This window comes from Allorhizobium sp. NPDC080224, from assembly GCF_050281005.1.
Taxonomy (GTDB): domain Bacteria; phylum Pseudomonadota; class Alphaproteobacteria; order Rhizobiales; family Rhizobiaceae; genus Allorhizobium.
The window spans coordinates 20,491-42,410 of sequence record NZ_JBNNWJ010000007.1; the positions used below are offsets into that span (position 1 = coordinate 20,491).

General features: G+C 61.8%; 23 protein-coding genes and 1 pseudogene. 7 read left to right on the plus strand and 17 right to left on the minus strand.

From position 1 onward, the window contains the following. Positions 1–1,479, minus strand: a complete 1,479-nt coding sequence (locus ACQKP1_RS23545; RefSeq protein ID WP_427277275.1) for an NAD-dependent succinate-semialdehyde dehydrogenase — start codon at positions 1,477–1,479, stop codon at positions 1–3. A 120-nt stretch (positions 1,480–1,599) separates the two neighbouring features. Here ACQKP1_RS23545 and ACQKP1_RS23550 point away from each other — a divergent pair, with 120 nt between their 5' ends. From ACQKP1_RS23550 to ACQKP1_RS23560, 3 genes are all read left to right on the plus strand, one after another. Next, complete coding sequence (locus ACQKP1_RS23550) at positions 1,600–2,067, plus strand: Lrp/AsnC family transcriptional regulator (protein WP_427277276.1); 468 nt, start codon at positions 1,600–1,602, stop codon at positions 2,065–2,067. A gap of 143 nt (positions 2,068–2,210) precedes the next feature. Next, positions 2,211–2,588: a transposase gene (locus tag ACQKP1_RS23555; protein WP_427277277.1), complete on the plus strand. Its 378-nt coding sequence runs from the start codon at positions 2,211–2,213 to the stop codon at positions 2,586–2,588. A 36-nt stretch (positions 2,589–2,624) separates the two neighbouring features. Then, the gene (locus tag ACQKP1_RS23560; RefSeq protein WP_427277310.1) at positions 2,625–3,071 is read left to right on the plus strand and encodes a transposase; all 447 of its coding nucleotides are present in this window, start codon (positions 2,625–2,627) and stop codon (positions 3,069–3,071) included. Between the two features lie 91 nt (positions 3,072–3,162). Here ACQKP1_RS23560 and hydA read toward each other — a convergent pair whose 3' ends face one another. The 7 genes from hydA to ACQKP1_RS23595 all read right to left on the minus strand — a co-directional run bounded on the left by hydA (position 3,163) and on the right by ACQKP1_RS23595 (position 11,538). Continuing rightward, positions 3,163–4,590, minus strand: a complete 1,428-nt coding sequence (hydA, locus tag ACQKP1_RS23565) for a dihydropyrimidinase (RefSeq protein WP_427277278.1) — start codon at positions 4,588–4,590, stop codon at positions 3,163–3,165. A 17-nt stretch (positions 4,591–4,607) separates the two neighbouring features. Beyond that, positions 4,608–5,378, minus strand: coding sequence for an SDR family NAD(P)-dependent oxidoreductase (locus ACQKP1_RS23570; protein WP_427277279.1), 771 nt, complete (start codon positions 5,376–5,378; stop codon positions 4,608–4,610). Further along, positions 5,375–6,292 (minus strand): NAD-dependent epimerase/dehydratase family protein, encoded by a 918-nt coding sequence (locus ACQKP1_RS23575; RefSeq protein WP_427277280.1) that lies wholly within the window; start codon positions 6,290–6,292, stop codon positions 5,375–5,377. The genes ACQKP1_RS23570 and ACQKP1_RS23575 overlap by 4 nt, the downstream gene beginning before the upstream one ends. Positions 6,293–6,314: 22 nt before the next feature. Further along, positions 6,315–7,940: an ATP-binding cassette domain-containing protein gene (locus ACQKP1_RS23580; protein WP_427277281.1), complete on the minus strand. Its 1,626-nt coding sequence runs from the start codon at positions 7,938–7,940 to the stop codon at positions 6,315–6,317. Beyond that, positions 7,940–8,785: an ABC transporter permease gene (locus tag ACQKP1_RS23585; RefSeq protein ID WP_427277282.1), complete on the minus strand. Its 846-nt coding sequence runs from the start codon at positions 8,783–8,785 to the stop codon at positions 7,940–7,942. The genes ACQKP1_RS23580 and ACQKP1_RS23585 overlap by 1 nt, the downstream gene beginning before the upstream one ends. 7 nt (positions 8,786–8,792) lie before the next feature. Further along, a complete protein-coding gene (locus ACQKP1_RS23590) occupies positions 8,793–9,833 on the minus strand; it encodes an ABC transporter permease (RefSeq protein ID WP_427277283.1) in 1,041 nt (346 codons plus the stop codon). A gap of 70 nt (positions 9,834–9,903) precedes the next feature. After that, on the minus strand, positions 9,904–11,538 hold the full coding sequence (locus ACQKP1_RS23595; protein ID WP_427277284.1) for an ABC transporter substrate-binding protein: 1,635 nt from the start codon (positions 11,536–11,538) through the stop codon (positions 9,904–9,906). Positions 11,539–11,768: 230 nt separating this feature from the next. Here ACQKP1_RS23595 and ACQKP1_RS23600 point away from each other — a divergent pair, with 230 nt between their 5' ends. Beyond that, the gene (locus ACQKP1_RS23600; RefSeq protein WP_427277285.1) at positions 11,769–12,521 is read left to right on the plus strand and encodes a GntR family transcriptional regulator; all 753 of its coding nucleotides are present in this window, start codon (positions 11,769–11,771) and stop codon (positions 12,519–12,521) included. A 17-nt stretch (positions 12,522–12,538) separates the two neighbouring features. Here the strand turns inward: ACQKP1_RS23600 and ACQKP1_RS23605 are convergent, their stop codons facing one another. From ACQKP1_RS23605 to ACQKP1_RS23620, 4 genes are read right to left on the minus strand one after another with little or no spacing between them, the layout of a single operon-like run. Beyond that, complete coding sequence (locus tag ACQKP1_RS23605) at positions 12,539–13,597, minus strand: CobW family GTP-binding protein (RefSeq protein ID WP_427277286.1); 1,059 nt, start codon at positions 13,595–13,597, stop codon at positions 12,539–12,541. Then, positions 13,597–13,896, minus strand: coding sequence for a hypothetical protein (locus ACQKP1_RS23610; protein ID WP_427277287.1), 300 nt, complete (start codon positions 13,894–13,896; stop codon positions 13,597–13,599). The genes ACQKP1_RS23605 and ACQKP1_RS23610 overlap by 1 nt, the downstream gene beginning before the upstream one ends. Before the next feature lie 12 nt (positions 13,897–13,908). Continuing rightward, positions 13,909–14,808, minus strand: coding sequence for a polysaccharide deacetylase family protein (locus ACQKP1_RS23615; protein ID WP_427277288.1), 900 nt, complete (start codon positions 14,806–14,808; stop codon positions 13,909–13,911). Between the two features lie 55 nt (positions 14,809–14,863). Continuing rightward, positions 14,864–15,589, minus strand: a complete 726-nt coding sequence (locus ACQKP1_RS23620; protein ID WP_427277289.1) for a FadR/GntR family transcriptional regulator — start codon at positions 15,587–15,589, stop codon at positions 14,864–14,866. 169 nt (positions 15,590–15,758) lie between these two features. Between ACQKP1_RS23620 and ACQKP1_RS23625 the strand changes: the two genes are divergently transcribed. Further along, positions 15,759–16,742 (plus strand): asparaginase, encoded by a 984-nt coding sequence (locus ACQKP1_RS23625; RefSeq protein ID WP_427277290.1) that lies wholly within the window; start codon positions 15,759–15,761, stop codon positions 16,740–16,742. A 21-nt stretch (positions 16,743–16,763) separates the two neighbouring features. On the opposite strand, the gene ACQKP1_RS23630 is transcribed toward ACQKP1_RS23625, so the two are convergent. Beyond that, a complete protein-coding gene (locus ACQKP1_RS23630) occupies positions 16,764–16,988 on the minus strand; it encodes a DAK2 domain-containing protein (protein ID WP_427277291.1) in 225 nt (74 codons plus the stop codon). 61 nt (positions 16,989–17,049) lie between these two features. Here ACQKP1_RS23630 and ACQKP1_RS23635 point away from each other — a divergent pair. Together ACQKP1_RS23635 and traR are read left to right on the plus strand one after the other, a co-directional pair. Continuing rightward, positions 17,050–18,011, plus strand: a pseudogene (locus ACQKP1_RS23635) (IS5 family transposase). A 243-nt stretch (positions 18,012–18,254) separates the two neighbouring features. Further along, a complete protein-coding gene (traR, locus tag ACQKP1_RS23640) occupies positions 18,255–18,959 on the plus strand; it encodes an autoinducer-binding transcriptional regulator TraR (protein ID WP_277920797.1) in 705 nt (234 codons plus the stop codon). A 3-nt stretch (positions 18,960–18,962) separates the two neighbouring features. Here the strand turns inward: traR and ACQKP1_RS23645 are convergent, their stop codons facing one another. The 4 genes from ACQKP1_RS23645 to traF form a co-directional block, all read right to left on the minus strand. Beyond that, positions 18,963–19,271, minus strand: coding sequence for a transcriptional repressor TraM (locus ACQKP1_RS23645; RefSeq protein ID WP_064334958.1), 309 nt, complete (start codon positions 19,269–19,271; stop codon positions 18,963–18,965). A 321-nt stretch (positions 19,272–19,592) separates the two neighbouring features. Then, positions 19,593–20,213: a TraH family protein gene (locus ACQKP1_RS23650; protein WP_064334956.1), complete on the minus strand. Its 621-nt coding sequence runs from the start codon at positions 20,211–20,213 to the stop codon at positions 19,593–19,595. Positions 20,214–20,226: 13 nt separating this feature from the next. Further along, positions 20,227–21,474 carry a conjugal transfer protein TraB gene (locus ACQKP1_RS23655; RefSeq protein ID WP_084438771.1) on the minus strand — a complete coding sequence of 416 codons (1,248 nt, stop codon included), beginning with the start codon at positions 21,472–21,474 and terminating at the stop codon, positions 20,227–20,229. After that, positions 21,395–21,904, minus strand: coding sequence for a conjugative transfer signal peptidase TraF (gene traF, locus ACQKP1_RS23660; protein ID WP_277920796.1), 510 nt, complete (start codon positions 21,902–21,904; stop codon positions 21,395–21,397). Before traF ends, ACQKP1_RS23655 begins: the two co-directional genes overlap by 80 nt. Between the last annotated feature and the right edge of the window lie 16 nt (positions 21,905–21,920).

A 21,920-nucleotide genomic window follows, 5' to 3' on the forward strand; every position in this document is an offset into this window, starting at 1 on the left:
TCAAGCAGCGAGCTTTCCAAAGCAGACATATTTCGCCTCGAGATATTCGAGCAGACCATGACGCGAGCCTTCGCGGCCAAGGCCGGATTGTTTCCAGCCGCCAAAGGGGATGGGCGCGCCTGTAAACTTCGGTGTGTTGACGGCGACCATTCCGTATTCGAGCCTTTCCGTCAGTCGCATCGCGCGGGCAAGATCGCGGGTGTAGACATAGGCGGCCAGACCCATTTCAGTGTCATTGGCCCGGCGGAGCACTTCGTTTTCGTCGTCGAAAGGCATGATCGCGGCGATCGGGCCGAAGGTCTCCTCTCTTGCGATCAGCATGTCGTCGGTGACGTCGGCCAATACAGTCGGCATGACGAAGCTGCCACCCAACGGGCTGTCCTGACCTCCACAGACAAGACGCGCGCCGGCAGACAAGGCCTGAGAGACATGCTTGCGGCATTTCTCCGCGACAGAGGCACGTGTCATCGGCCCGATGTCGACGCCGGTCTCAAGGCCGTGGCCGACCTTGAGTTCAGAGGTTGCCTTGGCAAAGGCATCCACGAAACGACTGTAGATGCCACGTTGGACATAGATCCGGTTTGCCGCCAGGCAATCCTGTCCCGACGTCGCGAACTTGGCTCCGATGCACCCCTTCACCGCCTCGCTGAGATCCGTGTCGTCAAAGAGGATGAAGGGGGCATGGCCACCGAGTTCGAGCGAAGCCTTCTTGATCGTTGCGGCCGACTGGGTGAGCAGGATGCGTCCGACCTCCGTCGAGCCGGTAAACGAGAAAGCCCTGACCTCGGTGTGTTCGAGCAATCGGCTTGAGAGAGGGGCGGCTTCGCCCGTTAGGACCTGGAAGACCCCGGCAGGAATACCGGCCTGCTGGGCTAGTTTTGCGAGCGCCAGTGCCGAAAGCGGTGTCTCAGGCGCGGGTTTGACGATCATTGTGCAACCGGCGGCGAGTGCTGCACCGGCCTTGCGGGTGATCATGGCGGCAGGAAAATTCCATGGCGTGATGGCAACGGTCACCCCTACCGGCTGCATATGCACCGAAATCCGGCCGCCAGGAAGATGACTGGGGAGAGTTTCACCATAGGCGCGTTCGCCTTCGGCGGCGAACCAGTCGAGAAAGTTTGCGGCATAGGAAATCTCGCCCTGCGACTCGGCGAGAGGTTTGCCCTGTTCCGCAGTCATGATGACTGAGAGGTCTTGCGCGTTGTCACGCATCAACTTTGCCCAAGCGCGCAGAATGCCGCCGCGTTCAACCGGCAACATGTCACGCCAGACCAAAAACGCCCGGCTAGCCGCCTGAACGGCATGATCGACATCCTCCCATGAACAGGCCGCGACATCACCGAGATGTTCTTCGGTGGCCGGATCTCTGACAGGCAATGTTCTGGTCCGCTCGACCCAGGCGCCATCCAGAAACGCGCGGCGCTCGAGCAACTCGGGCTGTCGCAATGATTTCAATGCCGTGCTGGCAATGCCTTTCATGTGCCTCTCCTTTACCGAAGTGCTGTAGCCTAACCTCGCCCCTTGATCGCTTGACTGCGTAGTCGGTCAGCTCTACGCAGGATAGCGACTTAGTTTTTGTATCCTACGCAGGATTTATGCATGACCACGCTGGATCGAGCCGACAGAGCGCTCTTGGATGCCGTTCAAAAGAACAATCGTTTAACCTCGGAAGAGCTGGCGGGCATCGTCAACCTCTCACCCACGGCTTGCCAACGGCGCCTGAAGCGGTTGCGGCAAGAGGGTGTGATTGAAGCAGATGTAGCGATCGTGTCTCCGAAGGCTGTCGGGCGTGGAATCACTATGATTGTTCTGGTCTCTCTGGAGCGAGAACGTGCAGACATAGTGGATCGGTTCAAGGCAGCAATCCGGGCGACAAAGGAGGTAATGATCGGTTTTTACGTTACCGGCGACGCCGACTTCATCCTCGTGATCACGGCCAAGGACATGGAGGACTACGAAGCGTTCACACGCCGGTTCTTCTACGAAAACCACGATATCAAGGGCTTCAAGACCATGGTGGTCATGGACAGGGTGAAGGCAGGCTTTGCGTTCCCGATCGAGGCCTGATGGTTTGGCGCAGACCAGTTGAAAGGCTGAAGCGGCATCGCGAGACTGGTTCGGTGGATCCAAGTCCGACCACTTGCCAGGCTTATTTTTGGCTCCTGCCCGGTCCGGGATCGATCTCTTGAGCCTGACCAATGGTTGGCCAAATGGCATGTCGCAAATCGCCCCGACACGATGCGAAGTGGACATTCAAAACAACGACCCAGGGGAGCATCGACTGGCCGGCTTCAATTCGGAATGCTGGCCGGAATGAAATCGGAACAGGTGGCCGGCTTCGTTTCGGAATCAATGGCCGGCTTCAGCGGAATACGCAGTCAAGTGCGAAGCTGATGAGGTTAGCCCTGCCAGTGCCGGATTTCTCGACCCTTTCACGGCGTGGCAAGAGCTTGAAGGTGGCACAAAAGAGCCGTGCGTCCGACAAGCCGATCACTCTGATTGTGGACAGCACAGGACTGAAGGTTCACAGCGAGGTTGGCTGGAACGGTCACAAGCACGGTGCCAAAGGCGCTCGCAAGAGCTGGTGAAAGCTGCACCTTGCCCTCGATCCTGACAGCGGAGACATTCTTGCATCCGAACTAACGACCGAACACGTTGGCGACGAGACCGCGCTGCCAAGTCTCCTCGATCGTGTCGACGCACAAGTCGGTCGGTTTCTGGCAGACGGCGCCTATGATGGCTCTGGCGTTTCGGATTGCCTGGCAGGCGCTTTCGGAAGCGAGGTCGATGTCGTCGTCCCGCCTCCGAAGAACGCTGTTTCCGGCGACAATTGTCAGCGGAACCAGCATATCGAGCATATCGCCAAACATGGCCGGATGGCTTGGCAGGCTGCGACCGGCTATAATCAGAGATCACGGATCGAAGCTCAGATAGGGCGCTGGAAAGCGGTCATCGGCGACCGGCTACACGCCAGGAACCTCGAAAATCAGATCACCGAAACGAACATCGGCGCCAGCGCCCTGAACCGCATGTCCGCCTTCGGACGGGCAAAATACGAGCGTGTCAGCTGATCATTTGCTGAAAGGCCAAATGCTAATTACGATCTGATCCGTGCAACACAGTCGTCCAAGCAGGGTCTCATTTATCCCGTCGGCGTTTGCGTTATGAGGCTATTTGCGCCTTCGCAAAGTAGGACATCGCGCGCGGTAGGAATTGCCCCTGCCCGGGTTGCGCAATCACCTCGCCATCCCGCGCGGCAATCTTCCCGCGAAGCAGCGTCATGACTGGCCATCCCGTCACGTCGAACCCTTCCCAGGGCGTATAGTCGGCGCCGTGGTGCATGAGGGTCTGGCTGATCGTAACCTTTTTTTCCGGATCCCAAAGAACGATGTCTGCGTCGAAGCCCGGCGCAATCGAGCCCTTTTTCGGGTAGAGTCCGTACATCTTCGCATGGTTGGTGGAGGTAAGCGCGACGAACTCGTTGACGCTGATCCGGCCCTTCACCACGCCTTCGGAGTAGAGGATCGGCATGCGGACCTCGACCCCGGGAATGCCGTTCGGCACCCAGCGAAAGGAGGTGCGTGCCTTTGCATGCTTCTTTCCGAGCGGGCCTTCGAAGAAGAACGGGCAGTGATCGGAAGAAAATGTCTGAAAGACGCCCGTCTTGATCCCGCTCCAGATCGCCTCCCAGCTCGCATGGTCACGCGGCGGCGGGGAGCAGACATATTTGGAACCACTCTCGTCCATGTTGAGGCCCTTGAGATCGTCGGCCGTGAGCGAGATGTACTGGGTGCAGGTTTCGGCGAAGATCGAGAGGCCCTTGTTGCGCGCCCAGCGGATTTGCTCGACGGCCTCGCCACCGGAGACATGCACGATCATGATGGGCACGCCAGTCAGCTCGGAATGGCTGATCGCCCGGTGTGCCGCCTCCCGCTCGACGCTCTGCGGCCGCGAAACTGCATGATAGTAGGGTGCGATCTTGCCGGCCTTTTCCAGCTTTTCGGTCATGAAACGGATCGCGTCATAGCCTTCGCAATGGACCATCACGAGCGCGCCGAGCGCGCCGGCCGCGTCGAAGACTTCGAGCAGTTCGCGGTCGTTCAGCACCATGTCGTCATAGGTCATGAAGACTTTGAGGGAGGTGTATCCATCGGCAACGAGCGCCGGCAGCTCCTGCCCGAGGGCCGCGGGCGTCGGATCGGTCAGGATGAGGTGGAAGCCATAGTCGCAAAGCGCATTGCCGTCCGCCTCCTTGTGGTAGTCCGTGACCGCCTGCCGCAGGGACGTCCCACGCGACTGCAGCGCGAAGGGGATGACGGTGGTGTTGCCGCCGGCAATCGCCGAGCGCGTGCCCGTCTCGAATCCGTCCGCCATGGCCGGTCCGCCGAAGGCCGGCTGTGCCAGATGGACGTGGCTGTCGATACCGCCCGGCATGACCAGCAAACCTTTGGCGTTGATCTCTTCCCGTCCGGCCGGCAGGTCGAGCGCGACGGCGACGACCTTGCCATCGGCAATGCCGACGTCGGCGACGACCGTATCGGCAGCGGTGACGACGGTACCGCCGCGAATGACCATGTCGAAAGTCTGCATCTTGGTATCTCCCCGTCTCAAAGCATGACGTCGCCGCCATTCGGCGACAGCGTTTGTCCGCAATAGAAAGCGCCGCCCGCTTCGGAAGCGAGAAGCAGCGCTGTCGGCGCAATCTCGTCCGGCTTGCCGAAGCGGCCCACGGGAAGCTGGCCCTTCTTCATCGCAAGCCAGGCGTCGCTGTGCCCGGCCAGCATCGGCGTTTCCACCGGCCCCGGCGCGATGCCGTTGATCATCACATTGTGCGGTGCGCCCTCGTAGGACAGCGCCCGGGTGAAGCCCACGACCCCCGCCTTTGCGGCGACATAGGGTGCCAGTCCCGGCGCGCCCTTGTAGGCGAGCTGCGAGGCGATGTTGACGATACGGCCGTATTCGCGTTCGACCATACCGGGAAAATATCGCTTCGTGACGAGGAAGACGCCGCGCAGGTTGACGCCAAGCATCCGGTCCCAGTCGCCGACGGACACTTCGCCGAACGGCTTTTCGGCACCGCCGATGCCGGCGCAGTTGACGAGGATGTCGACCGGGCCGAGTACCTCGTCGGTCCAGCGCGCAAGGGCTTCGACAGCTGTTTCGTCCGCCACGTCGCATTCCATGACGGGCAGGCTCTTCCCCATGGCGGAGAAGGTCGCCGACAGGGCTTCCGCGCCGCTCGCATCGTTCAAATGGCAGATCGCGATCTCGGCGCCGGCCTCGGCGAAAAGCGTCGCGATCGCCGCACCGATGCCGCGGCTGCCGCCGGTGATGACGGCGCGCCGGCCTGCGAGGGAAAGAGGATTTACGCCGGTCATGCCGTTACTCCATTTGCCTTGAGCCAATCGAAATAGGATGTGACGCCGCGCTCGAGCGACATCTTTGGCCGGTAGCCGAGATCGCGTTCAGCGGCGGAAATGTCGAACCGTTCCTGGTGCATGTCGCCCGGATCGTCGCCGGGCAGCACCTCGACGCGAGCGCCGGGAATGACGCCCATGACGGCTTCCGCTACCTCGGACAGCGTCAGCCAGCTGCCGCCGGAAATGTTGTAGGCCTGCTGCGGAAGGTTCGGCCGATCAAGGGCCGCCACCATGGCGTCGGCCGCGTCGTTGATGTGGATATACTGGCGCGGAAAGTCGCGGCCATAGGGGATCTGCGTCGGGCGACCGGCCATGGCGTCGGTCAGCATCTTGCGGATCAGGCAGGCGGTCGTGCGCCGCGGGCCGTAGACCCAGGTCAGGCGGATGCTCACCGTATCGACGCCGAACTGGCGCTTGTAGGCATTGAGGATCTGCTCGCTCGCGGCCTTAGAAGCGCCGTACATGGAGTCCGGTTCCATGACGGTGTTCTCCGGCACCGGCCCTTTCGGCGTGGCACCATAGGCCGTCGCCGTCGACGCGAAGACGAGGCGGATGCCGCCGATGACGCGCGCAAGCTCGCCGACATTGGCCGTGCCACCGACATTGACGCGGATCATCTGCATCGGGTGATCCGGCGAGACCATCGGTCCGGAGAACGCGCCGCAATGCACGATGGCGCGCAGCGGAAACCGGCGGGCGATCGCGTGCAGACCGTGCGCATCCGTGACGTCGCATTCCAGCACGTCGCGGCCGTCGATCGACGTGGCGATGCGGTCGATGGCGATCACCTTGTCGCCCCTGTCTTCCAGCCGCGTCCGCACGGCGTGGCCGATAAGGCCGATGGCACCGGTGACCAGGACGTATTCGCTCATGATTGTCTCTCCTCTGTCCGGCTCATTCGACAAAGTGCTCGATGGGCAGTTCCGCGCCGAGCAGCATCTTCGTGTAGTCGTGCTCCGGCGCTGCGAAGATGCGCTCCGTGGCACCCGTCTCGACGATCTTTCCATGGCGCATCACGGCGACGTTGTGCGCCAGAGACCGGACGGAGTTCAGGTCATGCGTGATGAAGAGCGTTGCGAGCGCCATGTCGCGCTGCAGATCGCGGACGAGATCGATGATCTGCGCCCGCACCCGGATGTCGAGCGCCGTCGTCGGCTCGTCGAAAACGACGAAATCCGGACGTGTCGCCAGCGCCCGGGCCATCCCGACCCGCTTCTGTTCCCCGGCCGTCAGCTGGTGCGGGAAGGACGTGGCCAGTTTCGCGGGCAGGCGCACGAGCTCCAGCATGTCAAGCACGCGTTTGCGCCTGTCGGCCACGCTCGTGATCGTCGGATCGAGCCCCAGCGGCTCGGCAATCAGGTCCTCGACCTGCCAGCGCGGATTGAGCGCCACATAGGGCTCCTGAAACACCATCTGGATGTTCCTGCGCACCGGCCGGAAGGCCTTGTCGGACAGACCGAGAATGTCCTGCCCGCCGAAGACGACACTGCCGGCATCGGAAGCCAGCAGCCGGACCAGGCATTGCCCGACCGTCGTCTTGCCCGACCCGCTTTCGCCGACCAGTGCCAGCGTCTCGCCCCGCGGGATGCGGAAGCTCACATCATCGACGGCCCGCACGATATGGCCGGACGGTGTGTTGAAATACTTCCTGAGCCCGACGACCTCGACGGCAGAAGCCGACTGGAGCGTTCCGGGCGCTGTCGCCACCGCCTCCGCCTTCACCATGGGTACCGGCCGGGCCTTGGCGGCGGCCAGAAGCTCGACGCCATAGGGCGTGGACGGTCCATCGAGAAACGCCGAGGTGGTCGTTGCCTCCACGATCCTGCCCTCGCGCATGATGGCGACGCGGTCGCAATAGCGGGCGACGATGCCGAGATCGTGCGTGATGATGAGGGCGCCGAGCCCGAGTTCGCGGCAGCGGGAGACCAGGAGGTCGAGCACCTGAACCTGGATCGTCGCATCGAGGCCGAGCGTCGCATCGTCGGCCAGAATGACCTTCGGCCCGGCGATCAAGGCCATCGCAATGACGATGCGTTGCGCCATGCCGCCGGAGAGCTGATGCGGATAGGCGGTCGCGCGCTGCCCCGGATCGACGATCCCGACCTTGGTAAAAAGGTCGATGGCCGCGGCCATCGCGTCCTTGCGGCCCAGGCGCCGATGCGCCTGGAGCACGTCGGCAACCTGATCGCCAACGGTCCGCACCGGATCGAGCAGCGACTTGGCGTCCGTTCCGATCAGTGCCACTTCACCGCCCCGCAAAGCGCGAAGATCCCTGTCACCAATGTCGGTCAACGACCGTCCGGCGACCTTGATTTCGCCAGAGACGATCTCGGCCATTTCCGGCAACAGTCTGATCAGCGCGCGGGCGAGGACCGACTTGCCCGCGCCGGTCTCGCCGACAATGCCGAGGACCTCGTCACTGCCCAGCGTGATGTCGATGCCGTCGAGGGCTCTCCTGCCGTCGAAGGCGACGGTCAGGCCCTTCACCTCGACGAGCGGGGTCTTTGCGGTATCCGACATCAGTTTCTCTCCCTGCGGGGGTCGAAATATTCGCGCACGGCATCGCCGAGCAGGGCAAAACTCAAGACCGAGAAGACGATCGCAAGGCCCGGGAAGAGTGAGACCCACCAGACGCCGAGGATCATCTGCTGCGATCCGACCGACACCATCAGACCCCATTCGGGAACCGGCATGCGCACACCCGCCCCGATGAAGGAGAGGCCCGCCGTCAGCAGGATCGCCATGCCGACGCTGATCGAAACCTGCACGATCGAGGGCGTCAGCGCATTGGGCAGGATGTGGCGGAACATGATCCCGCTGTCCGTCGCGCCGCTGCAGCGCGCGGCCGCAATGAACGGCCGTTCGCGCAAGGACAGCACTTCGGCGCGAATCAGCCGGGCGAAGACGGGGATGAACAGCACCGCGAGCACGATCGCGACATTCCAGATCTCCTGCCCCATGACGGAGACGAGCGCCATGCCGAGCACGAAGACCGGGAAGGACTGGATGAAGTCGAAGACGCGCATGGTCAGTCCGCAGACCCAGTTGCGGTAGTAGCCGACGAGAAGACCGATCGGCACGCCGATGAGGAAGGCGGCCAGCACGGCCGTGACGGAGATCAGGAGGTTGATGCGCGTCGCGAAGATGATGCGGGAATAGATGTCCATGCCCGAGACATCCGTGCCTAACCAGTGATCCGCCGAGGGTGGCTGCAGCGAGACGATCGGATCGGCGGTGGTGGGCGAATGCGTCGCGAGCGCGGGCGCAAAGACGATCGCCACGATCTGCAGGATGAGAAGGGCGAAGCCGAGGAGTGCCGCAGGACGGCGCGCGGTGAAGGAGAGGAAATCGAGAAGTTTTGCCATGGCGCCCTCAGACCCGGATCCGCGGGTCGGCGAGTTCGTAGAGGATATCCACGATCAGGTAGACGACGAGGATGAAGGCGGAGGCGACCAGCACGAAGCCCTGCAAAGCCGGGTAATCCGAATTGATCACCGACTGTACGGCATACTGGCCGAGCCCGCCCCAGGAGAAGATCGTCTCGACGAGCACGGCAGCGCCGAGCAGGAACCCGACGAGAAACCCCACCATGGTGATGATCGGTGGCAGGCTGTTGCGCAGCGCATTGCGGATGATGATTCGCTCCGGCAGGCCGCTTGCGCGCTGGTGGCGGATGAAGTCGCTGCGCCAGATGTCGGCAAAGGTGGTCTTCGTCATCTTCATGAGGGCACCGGCGTTCACGATCGTCAATGTCAGGACCGGCAGCATCAGCCGGCCGAGCGAAGAGACGAAGGCCGTGAGATCACCTGCGATCAGGCTGTCGATCGTGTAGAACCCGGTAACGGCCGCCGGCGTATCGAGCATCGGGTCGATGCGTCCGAACGGCGCGGGCGCAATACCTGCGAGCGAGAAGAGGAAGAAGATCAGGAGCAGTCCGACCCAGAAGTCCGGGATCGCGCCGGCGGCAAGCCCGTAGATGCGGCTTCCGTAATCGAAGATGCCGCGTGGCCGGACGACCGCGATCACGGCGATGCTGACGGCGAGGAGGACGGTCAGGATCATCGAATAGGTGATGAGCTCCAGCGTTGCCGGTGCGCGCTCGATCAGGTCGGTCACGACTGGGTTCGACGTGAAGAGCGACGTTCCGAGATCGCCCTGCAGCACATTGGCCATGTAGTTCCAAAACTGCTCCAGAAGCGTGCCGTTAAGGCCGAGTTGTTCGCGCAGATTGGCGATACTCTCGGGTGTTGCCATGTTGCCGAGCATCAGAAGCGTCGGATCGCCGGGCAACAGGCGGACGAGGATGAAGGTGACGAAGATCACACCCAGCATCTGCGGCACGATCATCGGCAGACGCGCGAGAATGATCCGGAGCGGTCGTGGCAACCGGTCCCAGGAACCGAAACGATACATTCCGATCTCTCCTGTAAGAGGGAGGGAGACCGCGGACGGCGAAGCCGTCCGCGGGCGATCATCGCGGGCACTATTCCTTGGAGAAGTCGTACCAGGCGTTGCCGTTCGGCGTGTACCAGGAGTAGCCCTTCACGTTCTCGCGCATGGCCAGCTGATAGCCGGGGTTGAAGAGGAAGACCCAGGGCGCGTTCTCGACGGTGATCTGCTGGACGCGCTTCATGTCGGCGATCCGCTTGGCCTCGTCGGTGCCGGTCAGCGCTGAGTTGATCAGGCCGTCGACCTCCTCGCTCTTGAAACGCGAATAGTCGATCAGCGAGTTGCTGTTCAACCAGAGGTTCGCCACATAGGCCGCATCGGGGACAATCGCCATGTCGCGGAAGAAATACATCGGTATTTCGCCCTTGGTATAGCGCTCCACCAGCGTCGAGGCCGGCAGCTTGGACAGCTTCACCTTGACGCCCGCCTTGGCGAAGGCCGACTGCAGGATGACGGCAATTTCCTCTTCCAGCTGATCGCCCGTGCGATAGCCGAGTTCGGTCTCGAAGCCTTCCGGCATGCCGGCTTCGGCCAGCAGCGCCTTGGCCTTCTCGATATCCGTCGTGTAGGTGAAATACTCGTCCGTGAAGGCCGGATAGATTTCCGAGATCGGGCTCTTCGTCGGACGCGCAGTCCCGAAATAAACCGCCTTGGAGATGTCGTCGCGCGGAACGAGATAGTTCATCGCCTGACGGACGCGCGGATCGTCGAACGGCTTCATCTGGTTCTGCATTTCGACACGGTGGATATAGTTGCCGAAGACCTTCTTGACCTGGATGCCCGGCACCTTCTCGAGCTGTGCAAGCTCGCGCGGCGAGAGATATTCGGCGACATCGACCGCGCCGCCCTGGAGCGCCGCGACCCGGTTTGCCGCGGTCGGCATTTCGCGGAAGATGATCCGCTTCAGCTTCGGCGCACCGCGATAATATTTCTCGTTGGCCTGATAGACGACTTCCTGGCCCGGTGCATATTTCGTGACGACATACGGCCCGAAGGAAGCCGAGTTGCTGGCCAGGAAGCGCGAGCCCCACGGATCGTCGGCGGTGATCTTTTCCTTCATCGCCTTGGAATCGAGCATGCCGATGTCGCTGTTGATCCAGAGCTTTTCGAGGAGCGGCGACGGATTGGGGATGGTGACCTTCACCGTCATGTCGTCCACCTTCTGGAAGGCGGCGGCGAAATCCTCGATCTTGAGGATCTGCGTCATGTACCAGTGGAAGTTGGACTTGAGGTTCCATCCGCGCTCGAAGGACCACATCACGTCATCGGCGGTTAGCGGATTGCCCGCACCGCTGACGACGCCCGGTCGAAGGTGGAAGGTGATCGATTTGAAATCGGGGGCGACTTCCCATTTTTCGGCGAGCGCGCCGGTGATCTTCGAGAAATCCTCGTAGAGAATGCCGTCTTCGCCCGGCTTCATCTCATAGGCGAGAAGGCGCTCATAGACGTTGCGGCGCATCTCGTGGACGGCCTCGGTCGGCGGATATTCCTGATCGAGCGATTCGGGCGTGCGCGGCCCGGCGACGATCAGCGTTTCCTTGGCGGCCTGTGCCACTGCCAGATCGGTAGAAGCCAGAGCGCCTAGAAGGGCGAAGGCGGCGGTTGCGCCGAGTAGTAGGCGCCGTGTTAGCACGGCGTTGGTCTTGGACGATGGAAGCAGGTGTTTCACTTTCAGTTCCCCTTTTTTTGCTTCGCTTGATGGCAGACGCCAACGTGAAGGAATGATCTCGCGGCCCTCCCCTGTGATCCTCCCGTCATTGTTTTTTTGATTGGATACAATTAAGTGTCTAATGGTGGTGCCTGTCAATTGAATTGTGGCAGGAGACATGAGAAAAGTGGATCAAGCGCCGTTTTTGAGCTATCTCACAAGAACGACGGGCGCAGACCGGGGAGGATTCGATGACTGAAAATCGCATGGCGGCGGACGGGGCCGGTGGCGGCGGAGACGCGGACACGGTGAAAAGGCTGCACGGCTACACGGAGATCGAGGTGACCCGGAAGCTCATTCTGGCGATCTTCGAACAACGCCTGCCGCCCGGCCAGCGCATCACCGAGGCACAGCTGTCCGAAGCGTTCAATGTCAGCCGCACGGTGGTGCGCCAGTCGATCAGCAAGCTTTCCGAAATCGGTGTTTTCACCAAGACGCCGAACCAGGGATGCACGATAGCTTCGCCCTCGCGCGACGAGGCGCGCAAGATGCTGCAGTTGCGCATCATGGTGGAGCCGGCGATGGTGCGCGGCATTGCTGCGACGCGCTCCGCTGCGGATGTCGGTCTGCTGCGCGACCATATCGCGCTCGAAAACGATGCCCGCTCGCGGCAGGACAGGTCGACTCTCGTCCGTCTGACCGGCGAGTTTCACCTGAAGCTCGCGGAAATGTCGGCCAATCCCTATCTCATCCGCCTGATGACGGAGCTTCAGGTCCTCACCTGCCTTGCGATCCTCGTCCATGCGGAGGCTGAAACCTGCTGTCCGCGCGACGAGCACTCGACGATCGTGGAAGCGATCGCGCGCGGCGATGGCGATGCGGCGCATGACGAGATGCTGCATCACCTGAAACACATCACCGAAGAGCTCAATCTGGATCGCGACGAGCCGGAGCCGAACCTTCGCAACGCCTTCATGTGGCTGCGCGGCGCGATCAGCGCCTAGGATCGCGCGAAGACCGGTCATCCGCGTGCCTGCTGCCGAAGCACCGGCTGGACGTCGCCCGGCGAATCGACAAACGCCGAGAACGATTGGGCGATGTCGCCGATATCGCCATCGGTGATGAAAACGAGAACGCAGCCTCTGTCATCGCCCGGCCATTCCGCGAGATGCACCGGCGGGTGAATGAGGTGCTGGACGCCGTGGATGACGACCGGCGTCTCCTGTCCCTCGACCGCGACGATACCCTTCACGCGCAGCAACCGGTTGCCGTGGCGGTTGATCAGCAGGGACAGCCAGGTTGTGAAGCGCGGCCACGAGACGGCGTTGGGCGTCGTGACCGAAACGGCCCGGATTGCGCCGTGCATGTTGACGTCCTCAACCTCGCCATGGGCGTGGTCATGGTAGCGTTCTGCCGAGACCCACCGCCGGACATCGGCGGGACGGGCCGCCAGATCGTGGATATCCTCCGTCACGACGAGGCTTGCCGCCGCGTTCTTCGGGTCTGATATCTCGACGGTCGCGGCCGGGTTCATGGCCGACAGTGGCGCGATCAAGGCGCCGGTCGCTTCGGGCCCGGCAATGTCGGCCTTCGTCACGACGAGGCGATCGGCGACGGCGACCTGCCGCGCGCTTTCGGCATAGGTCTCGATATTGTGCCGCCCGTTCGGCACATCGACGACGGTGATGATGTTGCCCATCCTGAAGTGGTATTTCAGCATGAGATCGGCCGTCAGCGTCGCGACGATGGGCGCGGGGTCGGCAAGGCCCGTCGTCTCGATGATCAGCCGGGTAAAGGGTGCGATGCGCCCGGACTTGCGCTTCTCGAAGAGCGACAGGATCGCCTGTTTCAGGTCACCCCGGATGGTGCAGCAGATGCAGCCGCTCTGCAGCAGCACCGTATCGTCCTCGATCGTCTCGACCAGCAGGTGATCGACGCCGATGCTGCCGAACTCGTTGATGATGACGGCGACATCGGAGAGATCGGGCTGCGACAGCAGGCCGTTGAGCAGCGTCGTCTTGCCCGCACCGAGAAACCCGGTGAGCACGTTGACCGCGATCGGCTCTCTGTCCGCTGCCATCACACCGCCCTCATCCTGCAAACAAGCGCCGGATCGAGCGGATCGATCTCGGTGCCCGCAAAAGCCTCCACCAGCGGCCAGAGTTGCCCGAGGTGATCCACGACCGCACTCTTTCCGGTGCGGCCGTAAAGCACATAACGGTCGTTCCAGACCTTCAGCCTCAGGCCGTAGTGGCTGACGACGGCATTGACGGCGTCAGCCTGCCGATAGCGCTCGACGGCGGGCGTCGCGGGTGCGACGGCCCTGCCGCCGCAGCTCCAGTGGTCCGCCGCCCCAAGCGCTCCGCACAGCCCGCACATCCGACGTCTCCCTTACGACTGCGGCCGCGCCGTCCCGCTTCGCGGATAGCGCTTGGCGAAATCGGCGGCGATCTCTTCCATCGTGACGAACTTCACGCCGTCGAACTGGCGGATATGCTCAAAGATGCGCTCGTGCATCTTGAGGACATGCGGCTTGCCGGACACGTCCGGATGGATCGTCAGCGGATAGACGGCATAGTCGTAGTTCTCGTAGACCCATTCGAACTGGTCGATCCACATCTGCTCAATGTCACGGGGATTGACGAAGCCGTGGCTGTTGGGCGCGGCCTTGATGAACATCATCGGCGGCAGGTCGTCGAGATACCAGGAGGCCGGGATTTCGATCAGGTCGGTTTCGGGACCCTGCGTGAAGGGCTTCATCCAGTGCGAGGGATGTTTCGAATAGTCGATCTTCGTCCATTCGTCGCCGACCGTCACGTAATAGGGATGATGGTCGTTGTGCATCAGGGAATGGTCATAGAGAATGCCTTTCTGCTTCAGGAGCTCGTTGGTCTTGGAGCCGAACTCCCACCACGGCGCGACGTAACCGCGGGGCGGCTTGCCGGAGAGCTTGGTGATTAGATCAACGCATTTGTCGAAGATCGCCTCTTCCTGTTCCGGCGTCATCGCGATCGGGTTTTCATGGCTGTAGCCATGCATGCCGATCTCGTGACCGGCATCGGCCACCTGCTTCATCTCGTCCCAGAACGTCTCAATCGAGTGCCCGGGTATGAACCAGGTGGTCTTGATGCCCCATTTTTCGAACATCCGCAGCAGGCGGACGGAGCCGACCTTGCCGGCGAAAACCCCGCGCGAGATATCGCACGGGCTGTCTTCCCCGCCATAGGAACCGAGCCACCCCGCAACCGCATCGACGTCGATGCCGTAGGATACCAGTATTTCCTTTGCCATGATCTCTTCCTTCTCTCGAGGCCGGTTCGGCCCGGTTGACGTTCATGTGAGGGACCTACGGCAATTCAGCGGGCGCCAGGCCGGACCGGCTGCCCCCCATGCTGATATGCCTGCGCATGTAATAGTTGGCGCCGTCCGGATCGCCCCGCTCGATCGCCTCCAGGATCAGTTCGTGCTCCTTTACCGCCGGCCACAGATCGCCCGGCCGCAGCGCCGGCATGCGCTGACTTTCCAGCATCACGCCGGCAAAGGTGTGATGCATGTCGATCAGAAGCCGGTTTCCGGAAATGGCCAGGATCGAGCGGTGAAACTCGAAATCGGCCTCGGCATAGGCCGTCAGGTCCGCGGATCGCGCCGCACTTCGGAACGCCTCCAGCGCCTGACGCAGGTTCGCGAGGTCAGCATCGGTCCGGGACATGCCCGCGAGCTGTGCGGCATAGCTCTCGACGACGTGGCGCAACTGGTAGACTTCCCGCAGCGAGTAGCGCGCGGCATGGGGCCAGACCGCACCCTCCGCCCGGTCCGCCGCATCGGCAATCGTGAAGCCACGGCCATTGTCCCGCGCCCTGATCTCGCCTGTCGTCAAAAGAACGGAAATCGCCTCGCGCAGCGTCGCGCGGCTGATGTCGAGCAACTTCGCAAGCTCGCGCTGGGGCGGCAGGACCGTCCCCCGCGGCCAGCGCCCCTCCCCGATCATCGCGACAAGCGCCTTGACGGTAGCCGCGACGGCGCTCTCGCTGGCAACGTCCCCTCCATTGCGTTTCGCCGCTCTCGCTGCCATCGATCTTGCTCGCCTAGCTTGGCCTGACCAAAATAAACAATCCGCTCAGAAGAACGGATTTTGGTCAGGCCGTCAACGTCAAAGAGTAGGCATATGCCGCCCATTTCTTGTGCATTTGACAATTTTGGTCAGACCAAGTTAGGTGGTGGTCTATGTAGAAGGGCAGACCATGACAAAGACCATTTGCCTCGTCACGACAGGCGGCACGATCGCATCGCAGATGAACTCCAGCACGGGCCACGTCACGGCCCAAGTCGGCGGCAACCACCTGCGGGACATGCTTGCCAGCCGCGTCGATGGCGTGGACATCGTCGTCGACGAGTTCATGACGATCGGGAGCTTCGCGCTGACGCTCGAGGATGCCTTCGCGCTGGCGGGCCGGATCCGCGAGCATCTGGCAAAGCCCGGGATCGACGGCGTCGTGGTTACCCATGGCACCGACACGATGGAGGAGAGCGCCTACATGGCCGATCTCCTGATCGACAGCGACAAGCCGGTCGTCTTCACCGGCGCGCAGCGCGCGGCCGACGAGCCGGACGCGGATGGACCCGGCAACATCGCCGATGCGGTCAAGATCGCTGCCTCTGCCGTCGCACGTGGTCTGGGCGTGCTGCTCTGCTTCGAGCAGGAATTTCACGCCGCACGCGACGTCACGAAATCGCACACGTCCCGAACGGATACGTTCATCTCCGCCGAACATGGAAAGCTGGGCGAGATCGACGGCGACACGGTCGTCGTCCACCGACGCCCGCTGATCCGCGGCGCGATCCCGGCCGAACGCGTCGAGACCGATATCGAAATCGTCAAGCTGGGGATGGGCGTGAGCGACCGCTTCGTGCGCTATGCCGGCGCACAAGGCGTGCGGGCGCTGGTGATCGAGGGCTTCGGGCGAGGAAACGCCCCACCCGCAGTGACGGCCGCCGCGCTCGATCTCGTCAAGAATGGCATTCCAGTCATCATGACCAGCCGGTGCCAGCGCGGACGCGTCAAGCCGATCTACGGGAATGGCGGCGGCAAGACGCTTGCCGAAGGCGGCGTGATCTTCGCCGGCGATCTCAGTTCGCAGAAGGCACGCATCCTGCTGTCGCTCCTCCTTGGACGTGATCCAAGCATGGACGATCTCCGCAAGGAGATCGAGCGGCACGCGGGTTGAGCGAGCAATTGTGGGCCGGGACTACGCCCGCCCGACGAACTCGGCCTTTGAGCGGATGAGAAGATAGGCCACGGTCGCGCCGGCATCCTGCAGGCCGACCGTCTTTTCCTGAAACGCCGCCGCCTTGCCGTGCTGGGCCTTCATCGCCTTCGTCGCTTCAAGCGCCTCTTCCGCTGTGGCCGCTGCCGCCGCAAGCGCATCCGGCAGAGAGGCGGCGGAATGCGCGTCCAGTGGGCTTTGGTGCATCGATCCTTTTTCAATGGTTTGGAAGTAGGCCTGTTAGATCCCAATCAGTCTGATCGGAGCCATGCCGTTCAAACATAATGCCGCCCGCCGCCATCGCATTGGCAAGATGAAGTTCAAGGTGACAAACTGGCGGGAATACGAGGCAGGTCTTCGCGGGCGTGGTAGCCTGACATTATGGGTATCGCCGGAAGCATTGGCCGGATGGCATGCGCCCCGGGAGAGAATCCGTGGCGGCCAGCGCCGGTATTCCGATCTTGCGATTGAAACAGCCCTGACACTGGCTTGCGTATTCAGCCTGCCCCTTCGCCAGACCGAGGGATTCATAGGGTCGATACTTGATCTTTTGGGAGTGCAACTGCCTGTCCCTGATCATACAACCTTGAGCCGCCGGGCACAGCGGTGGGAACGACGAGCCGGAAAACTGCCGTCGATGCCGGACGGGCCAGTCCATATACTGATCGACAGCACTGGGTTGAAAATATACGGCGCTGGCCAATGGCTGGAAGACAGGCACGGCACCAGATCGCGGCGCAACTGGCGCAAACTCCACCTCGCGGTGAACGCCGGTAACGGCGACATAGTAGCAGAAAAATTGACCGACCGGAACACCGATGATCGGGCGCAGGTGGAGCCATTGCTCAATCAGATAGACGGTGAGATTGGTCAATTCACAGCCGACGGTGCCTATGACGGCAGGCCCACTTACCGGGCCGTTCTTGAACACAGCGATGCCGCCAACATCGTCATTCCACCTCGTTCGACGGCGGTGGAGAGCAATGGCACAAGCACATCGCGGCGATCGCAAAAGACGGTCGGCTGAAATGGCAGGCAACCACCGGCTATGGCAAGCGCTCATTGGTCGAGACCGCGATCGGTCGATACAAGAACCTGATCAGTCGACGCTTGCGGGCTCGTTCGTTTCCGGCTCAGCAGACCGAGGTTGCCACTGGCTGCATCGTGCTCAACCGCATGCTGGCATGTGCACGTCCGAACTCTGCCCGCTGCCAAGAAAAACAGGCCTAATCGCCAACAAACATCAAAGAACCAATTGCGTTCGTTGACAATTCCAGCTGCATTCATGCACCAGCGCCTGTCCGCATCACTCTCTACAACTGGCCTAAAAGCTTAGCATCTATCGCATGAGGCAACCGGTAAGAGTTTAAGTTCCATAATTCTGCTTATGCAATCAAAGGTTGCATTAAAGAATGCCTACATATAAAGGGATCACATGATCTGTTCTAACTGATGATCCACAAGGAATTTTAAATGCGACACTGGCTGGACAAGCTGACCGACCTCGCCGCCATTCCTGGCGATGAAAGCATATTGAAGGACGCGCTAGCAAACTTTACCGAACAGATCGGTTTTATAGGCTATGCCTATCTGAACATCAAGCCAGGACGCTCACTCGCAATCTCGAACTATCGTCGTGAGTTTCAATCCGACTACTTCGCGCGAGGCTATCTTGCGGTCGACCCAGTCATTCGACGCGCCAAGTCCCTGAAACGAGCCTTCACCTGGAGCGGTAAACAGGAGAGTCCACGGCTAACCAAAGCGGAACGCTTGTTCTTTGCGCATGCAGCCGATTTCGGAATTCGCTCCGGCATCACGGTGCCCATCAAGGCCGCACACGGTTCCATGGCGATGTTCACGCTTGCCTCGGAGAAGCCGGCAATCGACATGGACCGCGAGATGGACCCTGTCGAAGCTGCATCCGCGGTCGCGCAACTTCATGCCCGCATCAATCTCGCTGATCCGACCCCAAGTGTCGAAGAGCCGATTGGTCTCGATCCCAAAGGGGCCGCCTATCTCAGCTGGATCGCTGTCGGCAAAACGATGGAGGAAGCGGCGGACCTCGAGGGCGTCAAGTACAACAGCGTGCGCGTCAAGATCGCCGAAACAAAGAAACGTTTCGACGTGCACACCCTGACCCACCTGACCGCCGTCGCTATCCGCCGAAAACTGATCTGAGCCTCAGTTCACCGACACTTTCGGAATATGACCAAGAATGGTGACCAGCGTGTTCACCACATACATCTGCGCATGCATCTCCATGCAGGACTGGATGTAAGTGAGGTGCTGCGCGCCGCCCGCCTCCTTACCGGATTTGTAGGTGTCGGGCAGTGCCTGGAACAGCCGATCTGCAGTATCGACCAGACGCCGATGGGTCCTGATAGCATCGACCGTCAAGCTCTCCAGGTCAGACTTGGGCAGACCCTGCGTCAGCCCGTACACGGGACGCATTTCCAGTTTGTCTTCCGATGTCGGCGCGTCCGGTGTCATTCGATCCAATCTCCGGCTTGTCCGCGGTGCGCCCCCGCAAACGTTAATCCCTGATCCCAAGCCGGGGGTTGGAAACTGTACTCGGACAGTCCTGCGACCTTTAGTACCGAGGCACCTGGACATACGTCACAGGCCCCCGGCCAAATGGCCAGAGGATTCTGATGTCGAAACGGCCGACACCAACCACCGAGTAGAGGTTTCCACACCCCGAGGCAGCGCGTACTGCCCTGCCCGCCCTTATAGAGGGCGGACGCTGAATTCGCCAGTGCAAACATGCACATGATCACGTAAGTGGCATAGTGACCTTCGCGAGCATCAATGTCATTTGGCACCGATCCCCGAGAGATCTACACGAATACCCGCCTTGTTGGGATCGTCGCTCCGGGCTCCGTTCGTGACAGGATCGCTCACTTCCTCCCCGGCAGAATCTGCGGACGCGTCGATCGTGGACTCGTCCCCACCAGGTTCAGGGGCCTTCACCTCACCAGGGTCCGGCGCGCGGAATACGGCCATTCCCTCGAAATACCCCGTCTGCCAGGCGATGATCGCATCATCGAATACCTGTGGCAGCACTTCCTTCGCCGTCGGGTCGCCATACCATTTCATGACGATCCGGTAGACCTTGGCGAAGAGCGCCGAGCCCATGCGGAGATTTTCACAAGGATCGACCAGGTCCGGTTTCAGCGCTCCGGCCTCCATGATGCCAAGACCCGCCGGATATTGGGTGACGCCGACACGCACGATGTTGCGGCCGACATGCTGGCGGATCAGTTCCATCGCCTCGCCGGACGTGGCGGGCTTCGGCACCAGAACAATGCGGTTCCCGGATCGAACCGTGATCGCGAGTGGTTCCTGCGACCCCGCCCGCTCGATGAACTGTTCGACAATCGCGGGCTTTAAGCCCGGATCGGCGCATTGCTTGATGAGGGCAGCATCGACCATCTGGCGATCTCCATTATGTGTTGAAGGCCATGACGACGGGCAGGTCGAAGAGCTTAGCCCAGGCGGTCACGCTCGCCTTCTGGATAGCAACGATCGAGGTGCCTTCGGTCCACCAGCCGTTACCCGTTGCGACGATGACGCCAGGGGAATGCAGCATCGACTGCAGGACCGGCCAGAGGATGAGTTGCTCGTAGCAGATGAGCGGCGCAATCCTCGTTGTCCCAACCTCCACGACCGGGTTCGCGAACAGGTGCGCCTTGGCGCCGCCGCCCTGCCCTGTCCATCGCAACCATGGCTGCCACATGGAAACCGGAACCGGCATGCGCTCCTTGTAGAGGATGCCAGCGGCGCCGGAACCAACCGCCACTATGACGTTGTCGTAGCCTTGCGCATCGATGACGGCTGCGCCGGCGACGACCGTGAGGTCGAGCCCGTTCAACCCCTCCCGCCAAAGGCGAGCGACCGTCGGCGTCCAGAAGCCGAGCGCGCTCTCCGGAAAAACGACAACTTGCGCGCCCTTACTTGCGGATATGCGCGCTGTGGCGATCAGGCCACGGTGATGCTCGAGCGACCCGTCCCGGCCAAGGCTTCGTCCCAATTCAAGGTCTACGCCCATCCATCCTTCCGGTAGATTCGGCCCTGTCCACGTGGCAGTGGACCAGAGCCAGAAGCCTGCGAGGCCAATGGCGGCAGCCGACCAAAATCTCGTCACCATGACGAGCAAGCCGGCCGCAGCCGCAGCTAGGCCCCACCATCCCCATCCGGGAAACAGTACGCCGGCTGCGGTCAGCGGATGCGCCCATCCGGTGATGCCGAAGGGCGGTAGCCCCGTCAGCACCGCTGCCGCCAGATAACGCACCGCCCTTCCCTTTCCCGGTCGCCTTGTCCACGCCGCCGCATGCACGGCGACGAAGGAGGCCGAGGCCGCCATCCACAGCAGAAGGCCCGGCCAAAGATCGGATGAATAGAAGTTTGCAACTCCCTGAGGCAAACCGCGCGAGGCGGCCAGAAAATAGCAGGCTGACACGAGCGCCGCGACCCTGCGCGATGGCGACATCGCCCACAGCGCCGGGAAGAGCATCGCAACCGGAAGGGCGAGCACATTGCCGCTCCAGCCGAGTGAGCTGCAAGCGACGGATGCGACGATGAGCAAGGCGGATCGCCAACGATCCGAAATATGATCACGGATCGAAGGTGATGACCGGCCGGGCAAGGCCGAGAAGGCCGCTGTCGGGGACCGACCCGAAGTATCGGGAGTCATAGGAGCTCGCAAAAGAAGAGTAGAGATAGAGATGTCCTGATGGCACGATGCCACCAGGATATGGCGTGATCGTCCTGTCCTCCCCGTCCGTCTTCCGGACGACAGATGCGGCAAGGGAACCGCCGTCGATCACGACGTGATCCGTGATTTCGACATGCTGTCCGGGAAGTGCTGCGATCATCTTGATCAGCGGCGCGAACCCACCGGCGCACAAGCCTCGTCGGAGATACCCTCGCCGTCGTGCCTCCTCGAATATTGCGGTCGGGGGCGGGCAGATGAAGACGAGATCTCCGGCCTCGAGCGGACGATTGAGTTTCTCGATGCGCCAGAGCCCGAGCGGCTCGCTCGGCGTCAGGTTCAGTCGATAGCCACCGACGACCGCAGCCGTGACGAGGCCCGCGATAGCAACCAGCGACGTGCTCAACAGCATGATCGCACCGCGTCGC

What these genes read in the sequence shown, in the direction of transcription:
- ACQKP1_RS23600 (WP_427277285.1), top strand. Translation starts at nt 11,769, where the DNA reads ATGACTGAAAATCGCATGGCGGCGGACGGGGCCGGTGGCGGCGGAGAC.
- ACQKP1_RS23610 (WP_427277287.1), bottom strand. Translation starts at nt 13,896, where the DNA reads ATGTGCGGGCTGTGCGGAGCGCTTGGGGCGGCGGACCACTGGAGCTGC.
- ACQKP1_RS23580 (WP_427277281.1), bottom strand. Translation starts at nt 7,940, where the DNA reads ATGTCGGATACCGCAAAGACCCCGCTCGTCGAGGTGAAGGGCCTGACC.
- ACQKP1_RS23545 (WP_427277275.1), bottom strand. Translation starts at nt 1,479, where the DNA reads ATGAAAGGCATTGCCAGCACGGCATTGAAATCATTGCGACAGCCCGAG.
- ACQKP1_RS23650 (WP_064334956.1), bottom strand. Translation starts at nt 20,213, where the DNA reads ATGGTCGATGCTGCCCTCATCAAGCAATGCGCCGATCCGGGCTTAAAG.
- ACQKP1_RS23620 (WP_427277289.1), bottom strand. Translation starts at nt 15,589, where the DNA reads ATGGCAGCGAGAGCGGCGAAACGCAATGGAGGGGACGTTGCCAGCGAG.
- traR (WP_277920797.1), top strand. Translation starts at nt 18,255, where the DNA reads ATGCGACACTGGCTGGACAAGCTGACCGACCTCGCCGCCATTCCTGGC.
- ACQKP1_RS23655 (WP_084438771.1), bottom strand. Translation starts at nt 21,474, where the DNA reads ATGACTCCCGATACTTCGGGTCGGTCCCCGACAGCGGCCTTCTCGGCC.
- hydA (WP_427277278.1), bottom strand. Translation starts at nt 4,590, where the DNA reads ATGCAGACTTTCGACATGGTCATTCGCGGCGGTACCGTCGTCACCGCT.
- ACQKP1_RS23575 (WP_427277280.1), bottom strand. Translation starts at nt 6,292, where the DNA reads ATGAGCGAATACGTCCTGGTCACCGGTGCCATCGGCCTTATCGGCCAC.
- ACQKP1_RS23630 (WP_427277291.1), bottom strand. Translation starts at nt 16,988, where the DNA reads ATGCACCAAAGCCCACTGGACGCGCATTCCGCCGCCTCTCTGCCGGAT.
- ACQKP1_RS23550 (WP_427277276.1), top strand. Translation starts at nt 1,600, where the DNA reads ATGACCACGCTGGATCGAGCCGACAGAGCGCTCTTGGATGCCGTTCAA.
- ACQKP1_RS23590 (WP_427277283.1), bottom strand. Translation starts at nt 9,833, where the DNA reads ATGTATCGTTTCGGTTCCTGGGACCGGTTGCCACGACCGCTCCGGATC.
- ACQKP1_RS23555 (WP_427277277.1), top strand. Translation starts at nt 2,211, where the DNA reads ATGGCATGTCGCAAATCGCCCCGACACGATGCGAAGTGGACATTCAAA.
- ACQKP1_RS23625 (WP_427277290.1), top strand. Translation starts at nt 15,759, where the DNA reads ATGACAAAGACCATTTGCCTCGTCACGACAGGCGGCACGATCGCATCG.
- ACQKP1_RS23605 (WP_427277286.1), bottom strand. Translation starts at nt 13,597, where the DNA reads ATGGCAGCGGACAGAGAGCCGATCGCGGTCAACGTGCTCACCGGGTTT.
- ACQKP1_RS23615 (WP_427277288.1), bottom strand. Translation starts at nt 14,808, where the DNA reads ATGGCAAAGGAAATACTGGTATCCTACGGCATCGACGTCGATGCGGTT.
- ACQKP1_RS23570 (WP_427277279.1), bottom strand. Translation starts at nt 5,378, where the DNA reads ATGACCGGCGTAAATCCTCTTTCCCTCGCAGGCCGGCGCGCCGTCATC.
- ACQKP1_RS23585 (WP_427277282.1), bottom strand. Translation starts at nt 8,785, where the DNA reads ATGGCAAAACTTCTCGATTTCCTCTCCTTCACCGCGCGCCGTCCTGCG.
- traF (WP_277920796.1), bottom strand. Translation starts at nt 21,904, where the DNA reads ATGCTGTTGAGCACGTCGCTGGTTGCTATCGCGGGCCTCGTCACGGCT.
- ACQKP1_RS23645 (WP_064334958.1), bottom strand. Translation starts at nt 19,271, where the DNA reads ATGACACCGGACGCGCCGACATCGGAAGACAAACTGGAAATGCGTCCC.